At 69.2% G+C, this 13,016-nt stretch carries 11 protein-coding genes; all 11 read left to right on the top strand.

Annotated elements, in window-relative coordinates:
* Positions 1–40 precede the first annotated feature (40 nt).
* The 11 genes from VNF92_00445 (at position 41) to VNF92_00395 (ending at position 13,015) form a co-directional block, all read left to right on the top strand.
* Positions 41–1,375, top strand: a complete 1,335-nt coding sequence (locus tag VNF92_00445) for a thymidine phosphorylase (protein HVA56336.1) — start codon at positions 41–43, stop codon at positions 1,373–1,375.
* The gene (locus VNF92_00440; protein ID HVA56335.1) at positions 1,372–2,850 is read left to right on the top strand and encodes a hypothetical protein; all 1,479 of its coding nucleotides are present in this window, start codon (positions 1,372–1,374) and stop codon (positions 2,848–2,850) included. The genes VNF92_00445 and VNF92_00440 overlap by 4 nt, the downstream gene beginning before the upstream one ends.
* On the top strand, positions 2,847–4,874 hold the full coding sequence (locus VNF92_00435; GenBank protein HVA56334.1) for a hypothetical protein: 2,028 nt from the start codon (positions 2,847–2,849) through the stop codon (positions 4,872–4,874). The genes VNF92_00440 and VNF92_00435 overlap by 4 nt, the downstream gene beginning before the upstream one ends.
* Before the next feature lie 78 nt (positions 4,875–4,952).
* A complete protein-coding gene (locus tag VNF92_00430; protein HVA56333.1) occupies positions 4,953–5,210 on the top strand; it encodes a hypothetical protein in 258 nt (85 codons plus the stop codon).
* A gap of 114 nt (positions 5,211–5,324) precedes the next feature.
* On the top strand, positions 5,325–5,657 hold the full coding sequence (locus VNF92_00425; GenBank protein ID HVA56332.1) for a metalloregulator ArsR/SmtB family transcription factor: 333 nt from the start codon (positions 5,325–5,327) through the stop codon (positions 5,655–5,657).
* A 69-nt stretch (positions 5,658–5,726) separates the two neighbouring features.
* Positions 5,727–7,124: an arsenic resistance N-acetyltransferase ArsN2 gene (arsN2, locus tag VNF92_00420; protein ID HVA56331.1), complete on the top strand. Its 1,398-nt coding sequence runs from the start codon at positions 5,727–5,729 to the stop codon at positions 7,122–7,124.
* Positions 7,117–8,193 carry an ACR3 family arsenite efflux transporter gene (gene arsB, locus VNF92_00415; protein ID HVA56330.1) on the top strand — a complete coding sequence of 359 codons (1,077 nt, stop codon included), beginning with the start codon at positions 7,117–7,119 and terminating at the stop codon, positions 8,191–8,193. Before arsN2 ends, arsB begins: the two co-directional genes overlap by 8 nt.
* Positions 8,190–8,690, top strand: coding sequence for an arsenate reductase ArsC (locus VNF92_00410; GenBank protein HVA56329.1), 501 nt, complete (start codon positions 8,190–8,192; stop codon positions 8,688–8,690). The genes arsB and VNF92_00410 overlap by 4 nt, the downstream gene beginning before the upstream one ends.
* A 630-nt stretch (positions 8,691–9,320) precedes the next feature.
* Entirely contained in the window at positions 9,321–9,536 is a 216-nt protein-coding gene (locus tag VNF92_00405) for a hypothetical protein (protein HVA56328.1), read from the top strand.
* A gap of 395 nt (positions 9,537–9,931) precedes the next feature.
* The gene (locus VNF92_00400) at positions 9,932–10,288 is read left to right on the top strand and encodes a PadR family transcriptional regulator (GenBank protein HVA56327.1); all 357 of its coding nucleotides are present in this window, start codon (positions 9,932–9,934) and stop codon (positions 10,286–10,288) included.
* Positions 10,289–10,291: 3 nt separating this feature from the next.
* The gene (locus VNF92_00395; protein HVA56326.1) at positions 10,292–13,015 is read left to right on the top strand and encodes an ABC transporter permease; all 2,724 of its coding nucleotides are present in this window, start codon (positions 10,292–10,294) and stop codon (positions 13,013–13,015) included.
* The last annotated feature ends 1 nt before the right edge of the window (position 13,016 follow it).

The following is a 13,016-nucleotide window of genomic DNA, read 5'->3' as shown; positions in this document are numbered from 1 at the left end:
GCGCTGCCGTCAACGTTAGGAATACCCTGGTGACCGGTCAATGGACGCTCGACTGACGATCGAGAAGAAGCGCGACGGCAAACGCCTGACACCCGCAGAGTGGGAGACCCTCATACGGGCCTACACCGCGGGCGACACTACCGACTACCAGATGGCGGCGTTCCTCATGGCGTGCTTCATCCGCGGGCTCGACCGCGACGAGACCGCAGCCCTCACGCAGGCAATGCTCGACAGCGGCAAGCGGCTCGAACTCTCCCACCTCGGCAAGCCGCGTATCGACAAGCACTCCACCGGCGGCGTCGGCGACAAGGTGTCGCTCATCCTCGCACCGCTCATCTCGTGTCTCGGTGTCGCCGTGCCGATGATGTCGGGGCGCGGCCTGGGCCACACGGGGGGCACGCTCGACAAGCTCGAAGCGATTCCCGGATTCCGAACCCGCCTCTCGCTTCGCGAGGCGGTGGATGAGTTGGAAGCCATCGGCTGCGCGCTCATCGGACAGACCGACGAGATCGCACCCGCCGACAAGAAGATGTATGCCCTCCGTGATGCCACGGCGACCGTCGAGTCCATCCCGCTCATTTCGGCCAGCATCATGAGCAAGAAGCTCGCCGAGGGACTCACCGGGCTGGTGCTCGACGTCAAGTGCGGTTCCGGGGCCTTTCTCCCCGAACTCGACCCGGAATTGGAACTCGCCAAGACCATGGTCTCGCTTGGCGCCGATCATGGCTGCCCCGTGGTGGCGCTGCTCACCGCCATGGACCGCCCCCTCGGCCGCGCATGCGGCAACGCACTCGAAACCGAAGAGGCAATCCACGCCCTCCACGGGGAGGGGCCGCCGGACCTGATGGAAGTGACCTATGCGCTGGGCGCCGAGATGCTGCTGCTCGCGGGCGCCGCCCCCGATCGGCGCGAGGCGCGACGTCGCATGGAGTCGGCCATCGCCCAGGGCGACGCGGCCCGGCAGTTCCAGCGCATCATCGAGGCCCAGGGCGGCAACCCGGCGGTGGTGGACGATCCGGCGCTCTTGCCACAAGCTCAGGAGTGCGAACTGTTCGCCGCGCCACGGCGTGGGTTCGTGGTGCACGTGGCACCACGGACGATCGGCTACGGCATTACCCGCCTCGGCGGCGGCCGCACCAGGACCACCGACAGCGTGGACCCGACCGTCGGCTTCGTGATCACCGCAAGGCCGGGCGATTGGGTGGAGGCGGGCGAGCCGCTGGCTACGGTTTTCGCACGTGATGCAGGCGGGGTCGCCGCCGGCCGGGAGTGCCTGGGCGAGGCCATCGTGATCGGCGACGGGGCCGAGCCGCCGCTGCCGCTGGTCTCGTACCGCGTGAGCCAGGCAGGCGTCGAGCGGTATCCCGCGGCATGATCGACGCGCTCCGCCGCTGGTGGCATGACGAGGACGAGACCACGCGATTCGGGGTGGCGGCCATCGTCGTCGCGGGCCTCGTGGCGCGCGCCGCGGCTCTCGGCCAGCCCATGCGCTATGACGAGTCGGTGACATACCTGTACTTCATCGGCCGCTCGTGGTACACCGCGGCCACGTCATATCAATTTCCAAATAACCATCTGCTATACACGCTGGTCGCCAAAGTCACGGCGGCGCTCGGCGGCGCCGCCCCGTGGTCGCTGCGCCTGCCGGCCTTCGCAGCCGGCGCGGCCGTGGTGCCACTCACCTATGCCGTGGGGCGCGTGCTGTACACCCGCACCGCGGCGCTGGTCGGCGCCGCCTTGGCCGCGGCGGCCACGCCGCTCGTGCTGTACTCGGCCAATGCACGCGGCTACTCCGTCGTGGCCGCGGCGTATCTCGCACTGTTGCTCGTCGCCGCACACATTCGCGCCGGCGGCGGCACGCTCCGGCAATGGGCCGCGTTCGCCGTGGTCGGCGCGGCCGGAATGGCCACCATTCCCGTGATGCTGTACCCACTCGGCGCCGTCGCGCTCTGGCTGGCCCTCACCCTTGTCGTCGAGCGTGGTCGGCAGGCGGTGCCCGTGTTGGCCGCGCTCGCCGCCGCGCTTGCCGCGGCAGCCGCGCTCACGCTGCTCGCCTACCTGCCCATCATCCACGTCAACGGATTCGCCGCGCTCGTGGGAAACAAGTTCGTCGTGGCTTCGTCCTGGCCGGCCTTCTACCGGCAACTCCTTCCCAGCCTGGGATTCACGCTCGCGAGTTGGGCCCAGCCGTACCCCGCGCTGGTGGGAGCGCTGCTCGCCGCGGCCGCAGCCGTCGGCGTCGCGCGATCGGCGCGCCTGTCGCGCGAGGGGGTGCCGGTGCTGGTGGCGGCTGGCGTCTGGAGCGCGGTGCTGCTCGTGGCTACGCACCGCGTCCCGTTCGCACGCACGTGGATCTGGGTGATCCCGGTGGCGGCGCTCGCCGCGGGGACGGCGGCGGACCTGAAGTTGCGGTGGCCGCTCGTCGCGAAGGCGGGCCCGTTCGTTCCGGTGATCGCCGCCGTCGCGGCATTTGCCGGCGTCGCCTGGGGACTCGCGACCGATGCCGTCGGCCAATCCACCGACACCGGCGTCTTCGCCGGCGCGCAGCCTGTGGCCAACGCCCTCGCCACTCGGGCGCAGCCCGGCGATCGCGTGCTCGCGTGGATTCCGTCGAACGCCCCGCTGCAGTACTATCTCCTCCGCGCCGGCGTCGACACGGCGCTCCTTTCCACGCCCGACAGCGCGACCATGCGCGAGATCATCGTGTTGAACGCGCGCTACGACCAGACCGTGTCCTGGGCCATCGCCGTGGGCATGGTGGACACCGCGCATTTCGGGCCGGTCGCGCCGGCCATGCACGCGCGCGATGCCAACGTATACGTGGCCGAACGCAAAGGGAGCGAACGGTGAGCGGGGGCCGCGGGCCCGACCGCCAGCAGATCCCGCGGCTGGCCGTTGTCGCCGTGCTGGGGCTGTTCCTCGTGGGCGTCTTTCCGCTGCCCATGATCGTTCCCGACGGCGGTCTGTGGCGCGAGAATCTGCGTTTCTGGAGCGGCGCCGCGCTCCTCACCGTGGGGCCTGTGCTGGCCCTCGCCGCGCTCCCACTTCCCTGGCTGCGTGCCCTTCCGTTCCGGCTCGCGGCGTGGCTCCGCCGGCCGCCGCCGCTCGCCTTCGCGGTGCTGATCGGCGCCGCGTTCGCTGCGCTGAGCACCCTCCTCGCCTCCTACGCCTTTCACTTCGCGCCCACCACGGCCGACGAGATCGCCCAACTCTGGCACGCCCGCATTCTGCTCCACGGCCACCTGGCGCTCCCCGCCGACCCGAACGCGGAGTTCTTTGCCGTCGACAACGTGATCGACACGGGCAAGTGGTATTCACAATTCCCGATCGGCGGGCCGCTGGTCCTCGCCGTGGCATACCTGATCCGCGTCCCGTGGTTGCTCGATCCATTGCTCGGAGGCCTCACCGCCGCTCTGCTCTATCACTTCGCGCGGCGTGCCTACGGGGAGACGCAGGGCCGGGCCGTGGCCGTGCTGTTCGCGCTCAGCCCCGTGACCCTGCTCATGTCCGCCAGCTACATGAACCACGTACCCGTACTGCTGCTCGCCGTGGCGGTGCTGGCCGCGCTTACCGAGTGGGAGCGTGCGGTCACACCGGGGCGCGGCATGGTCATCGCTGCCGGCATGGGCTTCGCGCTTGGCGCCATGGCCACGATCCGACCGCTCGACGCGCTGGTCGCATCGGCGTCGGTCGGCGTGTTCCAACTGACGGTCATCGGTCGGTCACCCCGCCGGTGGCGGGACCTGGCGGTTCAGGCGCTGGCCGGTGCGGCGGGCGTCGCACCGCTGCTCTACGCCAATTGGGCTACCACCGGCGGAATATTCCATTTTGCTTATGAAGTCATGTGGGGGCCGGCCACCCGTCTGGGCTTCCACGTCGATCCGCAGGGGGTGGCGCACACTCCGATCCGGGCGCTCGTCCTCACCGCCAAGTACCTGAGCGAGTTGAACAGCTACGTCGTGGCGTGGCCGCTGCCGGCGCTGCTCGTCGCGATCGCGGGCCTCCTATCGATGCGGCGCACCTCCCGGTGGGATGGGCTGCTGCTCGGCCTGTTCGGTGCCCAAGTCGTGGCGTATGCCCTGTACTGGCACGACGGCGAGTTCCTGGGGCCGCGGTTTCTCTACACCGCCATCCCCGTGGTCATCGTCTTCCTTGCCCGCGCGCCGTTTCTCGTGGCCGAGCGCTGGGGCGGCTATTGGCGGCACGCCGCGCCGCTCGTCGTGCTCACATGTCTGGCCGTGGCGTGGCTCGTGCCCATGCCGCCCTACGGCGCCGCGGGTCTGGTCACCGAGGTGCGTGACGCCCGCACGACTTTCAAGGTAGATCTCGCCGCGGCGGCGCGTGCGGCGGGCGCGCATCACGCCGTGGTGTTCGTCCACGAGCCGTTCAGCGGCCGCCTCGCGCGCCGGCTGTGGGGCGTGGGATTCACGCGCACCGCGGCCGCCGAAGCCCTGGCGCACGGCGATGCCTGCTCCATCCTCGCGGCGGTGCAATTCGCCGAGGCCGACACCACGCAGCCCCCCGCCGAGCGCGCCGCGGCGGCCGCCGCCCGCATCGCGACGTACGCGCCGGGCCCGGCGCCCGTCCGCGCGCTCGATCCCACCATTCACATCTCGTCGGTTCTGTCGCTCACGCCCGACTGCAAGGAGCAACTCTCCGCGGACGCGCGCTACGGCGGCCTGCCGTTCGGGGTCGGCCTCCTGCTCGACTCGATCGGCCCCGACCAACGGCTGGCCGGCGACGTGATCTACGCGGCCGACCTCGGCGACCGGAACGATGTTCTGCGCCCACGCTTCGGCGACCGGCACTGGTTCCGCGCCTACGTGGACCGTGATAGCGCGGGCGCTCCGCACGCCGTCGTCGTGCCGTACTGACGCCGGGCTCTCGACGCCGCGCCCCCGCCGTCGCAAATTTCAACACCGACCCTCACGCCACCACCGGAGACGCCGTCGATGCCGAAAACGATCGCCCGCCTGCTCGGACTCGGAGCCTACGCCGTGTGCGGCGCCATCATCGCGTTGTATGTCGTGGTCGCCTACATCAGCCGCCGCACGCCAACGGGTGGCATGGACCCCGCCCTCACGCACGTGACCTGGATTTCGCTCGGCGGCGTGACGCTCGCCGTGCTCGCCACCCACCACGTGATCGGCAAGCAACTGCTCGAGATCGCGCGCGACGGCGATATACCGAAACCGCTCGGCGCGCGGTGAGGCACGGTTGGTCGGCCCGTCCGACGGCGCAACATACGGCAGGTCCCGCGGCCCGCTGGTCGACCTCCTCGGTGGGGAGTTGACTAATCAATTTCAGTTGATATAATTGCGGGCATGGCCACCGCCGCCGTTCTCGACCTCGCTCGGGCCGCGCAGCTCTTTCACGCGCTCTCCGATCCCACGCGCCTCGCCGTGATGGACATGCTGCGAGATGGGGAGCGGTGCGTATGCGAGTTGCAGGACCAACTCGGCGCCGCGCAGTCGCGCCTCTCGTTCCACCTGCGCGTACTCAAGGACGCGGGACTGGTGACCGACCGCAAAGAGGGCCGCTGGTCGTACTACACCATCGAGCCCGCGACGGTGGCCGAGGTCCACGCGGTGTCCGTGACGCTGGAGCCGCGGCGCGGCCGGCTCCCCATGCTGCGGCGCGGCCGCTGCTGCGGCTGACCAGCCGAATGCCGACGACCGCCGCCGCTGCGCCGAATATATCAACCATTATTGATGACTGAGGACCCCATGCCCATTCTGCCGATCGTCACCAAGGCTGATGCCGGCGCCGCGTGCTGCGGCCCCGACTGCTGCAACGAGGAACCCGCGGCGACGCACACGGCCACGACGACGGCCGACGCCCTCACCGCCACGGTGCGCGAGAAGTACGGCGCGGCGGCGCAGCGCGTGCTCGCCACCGCTGGCGCCGCCGCGAGCTGCTGCGGGCCCGTGAACTCGTGCTGCGGGGGCGCCGCCTTCGACGGAACCGTGGACCCGATCACGGCCGGCCTCTACGTGCTGGGTGAGACCGACGAACTTCCCGAGGCGGCAGTGCTCGCTTCGCTCGGCTGCGGGAACCCGACGGCGCTCGCCGAGTTGCGCGCGGGCGAGGTGGTGCTCGATCTCGGGTCCGGCGGCGGGATCGACGTGCTGCTCTCGGCGCGCCGGGTGGGTCCTACCGGCAAGGCATACGGCCTCGACATGACGGACGAGATGCTGGAACTGGCGCGGCGCAACGCGCGCGACGCGGGGGTCACGAACGTCGAGTTCCTGCGCGGGCGCATCGAGGAGATCCCGCTTCCCAGCGAGTCGGTGGACGTGATCATCTCCAACTGCGTGATCAATCTGTCGGGCGACAAGCGGCGCGTGATCCGCGAGGCGTTCCGGGTGCTCAAACCCGGCGGACGATTCGCCGTCTCGGACGTGGTCGTGCGCGGCGAACTTCCGCCCGACGTGAAGCGCAGCATGGAACTGTGGGTGGGCTGCGTGGCCGGCGCGTTGCAGGACGACGAGTTCGTTTCGCTGCTGAGCGATGCGGGGTTCGCGTCGCCGAGCGTGGAGATGACGCGCGTATACGAGGTCGAGGATGCTCGCGCATTTCTCGTCAACACCGGCCTCGACGTGGAACGCGTGGCCGCCGAGGTGGCGGGGCGGGTGGGGGCGGCATTCGTGCGAGCCACCAAGCCGGCGCCGTTCGCCCTGCGCGAAGCGCGACCGGACGACGCGGACGCGGTGGAGGGGCTGCTCGCCGCCTCGCAGCTGCCGGTGGTCGGCGTACGCGAGGCGCTCGGACGCCCGGCGTCTGGGTTCATCGTCGCCGAATCGGACGGTGCGATCATCGGCGTGGGCGGGTTGGAAGACTGCTGCGACAATGCGCTGCTGCGGTCGGTGGCGGTGAGGACGGAGTGGAGAAGCCGCGGGGTGGGCCGCGCCCTCGTCATGCGGCTCATCGCCGCGTCGGACGCCGCCGGCACGCACGCGCTCTATCTGCTGACCACCACGGCGGAGCGGTACTTCCCGAGCTTCGGCTTCGAGCCGGTGGCGCGTGACGCGGTCCCCGAAGCCGTGCGCGCCACGGCGGAGTTCAAGGACGCGTGTCCGGCGTCGGCGGTCGCGATGGTGCGCGCGGTGAATGCGCATGGCTGAGGCCGGCACGCTCCCCGGCCCGGTCTCTCGCCGGCTGTCCACGCTCGACCGTTTCCTCCCGCTCTGGATCTTTGCGGCGATGGGCGCGGGGCTGCTGCTCGGACGGATCTTCCCCGACCTCGGCGCCCTGCTGGACCGCGTGCAGTTGGCGGGCGTCTCGGTGCCGATCGGTCTGGGCCTTCTGTGGATGATGTATCCCGTGCTTGCCAAGGTGCGCTACGAATCGATCGGCGCGCACATGGCGGACCGGCGGCTGCTCGGCACCTCGCTGGCTCTCAACTGGGTGGCGGGGCCGATCGTCATGTTCGCGCTGGCGTGGCTCTTGCTGCCCGATCTGCCGCATTACCGCAATGGGCTGATCATGATCGGGTTGGCGCGCTGCATTGCGATGGTCCTGATCTGGAACGCGCTCGCCTGTGGATCGGGGGAGTTGGCGGCCGTACTCGTGGCGTTGAACTCGGTGTTCCAGATTCTCACGTACTCGCTGCTCGGGTATCTGTTTCTGGCGGTGGTACCGCGGTGGTTCGGCGCTGACACGGCAGCGCTCAACGTCTCGATGGGCGCCATCGCGAAGAGCGTGGGAATCTTCCTCGGCGTGCCGCTGCTCGGTGGGTATCTCACACGCCGCGTGCTCGTCGCGCGTCGCGGGGCCGCGTGGTACGATGGAGTGTTCATCCGCCGCATCGGGCCCACGGCACTCGTCGGACTGCTCTACACGATCGTGCTCATGTTCGCCATGCAGGGCGATCGTATCGTGCGCCTGCCAATGGATGTGGCGCGCATCGCGCTGCCCCTGGTGGCGTACTTCACCGTGATGTTCGGGCTCGCCTTCGTCGTGTCGATGAAGTTGGGGTTCAGCTACGAGGAGACGGCAGCGCTGTCGTTCACCGCGGCCGGCAACAATTTTGAACTCGCGATCGCGGTAGCGGTGGCGACGTTCGGCATCGGCTCGGGCGAAGCGCTGGCGGCGGTCGTGGGACCGCTCATCGAAGTGCCGGCACTGGTCGGACTCGTCTACGTCGCGCTCTGGGCGCGGCGGCGATACTTCCCTCAGGTGGCGGCAGCATGACGGCGACACATACGCTCGGTGTTCTCTTTCTGTGTACCGGCAACTCAGCGCGCAGTCAGATCGCCGAGGCGCTGTTGACGGCGAAGGGAGGTGGCCGGTTCCGCGTGGGCAGCGCCGGCACGAAACCGGCGCCCGTTGTGAACCGTGGGGCGATCGACGTGCTGCGCGAGCACGGGATCGACTGGACGACCGCGCGCCCCAAGACGATCGACGAGATCCAACACGAACCGTGGGACGTGGTGATCACGGTGTGCGACAACGCCAGGGAGGCGTGCCCGGTTTTTCCGGGCCATCCGACGTTCGCGCACTGGGGGATGCCGGATCCTGCGGCCGTGGAAGACGATGAGGCGCGCCAGCGTGCCTTCCGCGAGACGTATCAGCTGTTGAGCCGGCGCATCGATCTGCTCGTCGCGCTTCCCGTGGAAAAACTCGAGCAGCGGGCGATGGAGCGGCGCGTAGGGGCGATCGGCGGACCGGATGCGGGGGGGGGGCGCTGACGACATGAAGAGCCCGGGCTGACCCGAGGACCTCTGCGCTCTTCGTCCGCTACCTTCCCATGTCGGGGCAATCATTTAATTGAATGGCCTGTGCAGTAACGTTGACAACCTGCGCCCCTGCCGAAATGACAACCGGTCGCAGGCGATCAGCGAACGAGAATGGCCTGCGCGGCCTGGTGGGAACCCGGTCCTGCGGTGACACGGCGACTGTCGCGTCGCGGGCGTCGGCCATCGCTCCAGCCGTCCCCTCGCATCACACGCGAGCGACCGAAAGGAACCGGACGTCAGGGGGCTCCCGATGGGGCGATCGCAAGCGAATCGGTATACTGGGTCGAGTACTCTACCCCAAGGGAACCCGGTATGTCGCGCTTCGCTGCTTACTGTGCACTCATTTTGCTTGGCACCGTCGGGTGCCGGAGCACAACGGTGGCTGATCGACTCCCCCCGGACGCCTGCCCACAGACCTATGAGTTTGGCAACTACGGCTGCGCGCGGGTCCTCGTCTCGCTCGCACAGCCGCCGCAGCCTTGGCCGTCGGCGTACCGCTTAGATGTGCGTCTTCGTCCGGCCGACGCCAACGCTGGCGCATCAACTGCGATCGCCCCAGACCCACAGTGGGGCGACGAACCGATGGTCCTCGTCCGCTGGGGACCACCGCCTGCCGCCGCGGGTGAGACCCTGTCGGTGTGGGTGGTAGCCAAGATGCTCGAGGATCCGTCGCCGCCCGTGGTGGGCGCTCCCCTTGCCGTCTTTGCCGCCGACAGCGTGTTGCGCGTACTGCAGTTCGCACCGGTTGGTGCGGTTCCGCCAACCGACTCCGTGACGCTCGTAGTCCGGACTCCCTAGACTGCACGAGTTCGGTCGCAATTGACCAATTCGCGAGCGTCGCGCCACAACCATCAATAGGCGCGCTACGAATCGCCCGGGCCGGAACAATCTCGACATGCAGCGCGGGGGGGGGGGGGGGCGCCAGTTTGTCAGCTGCGTGCGTGGCCGACTTCAGAGCAACTGCACACGGTGTTTAATCAAATGCTCGGCCCGACACCCCTGTCCGGCCAGGCACTTGATTGAAAGGCGCGTGCAGTAATTTTGACGGTGCCACAACCCCGATGCTGGTCGCGTAACGTGGCGTCAAGCGTCCGTGGCCGCGCCCCCGCGGGTTGTGCAGGCCAAGGTGGTCCCCTTGCATTTCTACTGGACCGACGACTATCGTGCCCTGTAGAAACCCTAGGGAGGGTACGATGGGCGGACCGGTGGACATTCTCCGCGGCACGATGGATGTCTTGATCCTGCGCGCGGTGAGCTGGGGGCCGATCCACGGATACGGGGTCGCCCGCTGGATCGAAGGCGCCACGGGCGAGGCGCTCAAGGTCGAAGAAGGGACGCTCTATCCGGCGCTCCATCGCCTCGAGGAGCGCGGATTGATCGAGGCCGATTGGGGCCTATCTGAAAACAACCGACGGGCTCGGTTCTACACGATCACGACGGAAGGACGGAAGGAGTTGCGGCATGAGACCGCTGCCTGGGCGCGCTTCGCGCAGGCGATGGGTGCCGCGCTGAGCGCGCCCGGTCCGTCGGCGGCGCCTGCGGAGGGCTGAGCGATGCGGAAGCGGGAGCCAATGTGGCGGCGGTACCTGCGGTTTTTCGGCCCGAGCGCGGAAGCCGACGTGAACGACGAACTGGCCGATCACCTCGCGCGGCTTGAGCACGATCTGCGTGCCGCAGGGAAGCCGCCGGAGGAGATCGCGGAGATCGTGCGGCTGCGGTTCGGGGACGTGGAGGCGATCCGGGCGCGGCTCAGGCGAGACGACGGACGCCGCCTCAAGCGGCGCTTCCGCGTTGAAGCGGTCGGGAATGTCGGACAGGATGTCCAGTACGCGCTCCGCCGGCTTCGCCAGCAGCCGGGCTTCACCGCCACGGTCCTCGTCGTGCTCGCGCTCGGGGTCGGCGCGACGACCGCGATGTTCAGCGCCGTGGATGCTGCCATGTTCAGGCCGCTTCCGTTCAAAGATGCGGGGCAACTCGTGCTGATGCCGTCGGTGGGGGTGCCTTCGACGTACCGCGATGCGACCGGTCCCGCGCGCGCCGAATCGCATCCCACATGGGAGAACATGCGCGCGATGCCCGGGCTGATCTCCGGGGTCGCGGCGTATTTCAGCACGACGGCCAACCTGATTGATGCGGTCCGTCCCGCACGCGTGACCGTCGGTCACGCGTCGGCGGGTCTGTTCAACCTGCTGGGCGCGGCTGCGGTCGTCGGCCGAGTGTTTTCCGATTCCGAGGCACGCGTTGGCGGACCGCCGCTCGCCGTACTCTCGTACGGATTCTGGCAATCCCACTTCGGCAGTCGCGACATGCTCGACAGCGTCATCTCGCTGGACGGCAATCCGTTCACCGTCATCGGCGTGATGCGGGCGGGGTTCACCTTCCCCGACCGGAGCGACCTCTGGGTGCCGATCCCCATCCCGTCCCCGCCGGCGGTGATCAGCTTCTCGCGCGGGCTCCCGCCCCAACCGCACACCATCGCGCGGCTGGCGCCGGGTGTGTCGGTGGACGAGGCAAACGCTCGGCTCTACTCTCTCTGGCACGCCGATCAACGAACCCAGCCGCCGGCGTGGATGAAGGACGCAATACAGAAGGAGCAGACGCGATGGTATCAGACCGCGGTCCCAATGCAGGAGTCGCTCGTGGGAGACCGTCGCGTGACGCTGCTCATCCTGCTCGGGGCCACGGGCCTCCTGCTCCTGATCGGCTGCGTGAACGTGACCAACCTGCTCTTGTCGCAAGCCGCGGTGCGGCGCCGCGAAATTGCGCTGCGCGCCATCCTCGGCGCCAGTCGCGGGCGGGTCATCCGGCAACTGCTCACCGAGGCGGTGGTGCTGTCCCTGGCGGGAACGGCGACCGGCGTGGCCATCGCGCCCGCGCTGTTTCGACTCCTCTCGACCGTGATGCCGCCCACGCTGGCGGGGCTCGCTCCGCCCGAGCTCGATCTCCGTGTCCTGGTTTTCGCCGCCGGTCTGGCGTTGGTGACGGGCATCGGATTCGGGCTCTGGCCCGCGGTGACCACGTCGCGCAACGACCTCGCGGCGTCGGTGCGCGGGGGCGGCACGACCGGCACCCTCGGACAAGGACGGAAGGGTCCGCGTCGCGTGCTCCTCGTTGCCGAGCTGGCCCTAACGGTGATGTTGCTGGTGGGCGCGGGCTTGATGCTCCGCAGCTTCCAGCGTCTGACCGCGGTGCGCACCGGGTTCGACGCTGCGCATGCGGCGACGCTCCAACTTGATTTCGGCTCGCCGGGGCCGTCGGCCGCCATCCGGCGGCAACGCATTGCCTCGATGCTCGAGCGGATCAGCGCCGCCCCCGGCGTCCAGGCGGTGGCTGCCACGGCGGCCCTGCCGCTCGATGCGCCGAATGCGATGGGACTCGGCATCGCCGCTGAGGGCGTGCCGGAGCGGCCGAAAACGGAACGCCCGCGCACGGCGACCTATCTGGTGGTGTCGAGCGACTACTTCAGGGCGATGGGGATTCCACTCCTCCGCGGGCGGACGTTCAGAGCCGGCGACGATTCGCTCGACGTGAACGGCGGTGCGCCGCGCACGGCAATCATCAATCAGGCGCTCGCCGACAGCCTGTGGCCGGGAGTCGATCCACTGGGCCGCTGGATCTCGTGGAGTGGACGCACGGCGAAGATGGCGGTCATCGGCGTCGTGGCGAACGTGCGGTTCTTTGGATTGAATCGACCTCCGGGGCCGCAGGTCTACATACCGATCGAGGTCGCGCCGCCGGCGTCCGTCGTGCTCGTGGCGCGCGGCGCATTGCCGCCGGCCGCGCTGCTGGCGCGACTCCGCGACGGCGTCCACGCCGTGGATCCGTCGCAACCGGTATACGACGCCCGGACGCTGGATGACGTGGTGCGTCAATCGGTGGCTGTACCGCGCACCGACACGGCGCTGATCGCGCTGTTTGGCGGTCTGGCCCTCGTGCTGGCGGTCGTGGGGGTGTACGGGGTGATCGCGTACTCCGTGGCGCAACGAAGGGTCGAGTTCGGGATCCGCGCGGCCCTCGGCGCAACCGGACGCGATCTCGCCGCGCTTGCCTCACGCGAGCTAGTGTACGCGGCAACCATCGGCCTGCTGCTCGGACTCGCCGGAGCGTGGGCCGCGGCCCGCCTCCTCGGCTCACTGCTCTACGGCGTCGGCGTCCACGACGCGACCACGTATGTCGTCGCGGCGGTCGCGCTTCTGGTCCCTGCAATCGTGGCGACGATGGTTCCGGCGCGGCGCGCGGCGCGCACGAACCCGATGGACGTCATGCGGCAGGCGTAAA

This window comes from Gemmatimonadaceae bacterium (assembly GCA_035533015.1).
Classification (GTDB): Bacteria; Gemmatimonadota; Gemmatimonadetes; order Gemmatimonadales; family Gemmatimonadaceae; genus JAGWRI01.
This window is presented reverse-complemented; position numbering and strand designations above follow the sequence as displayed.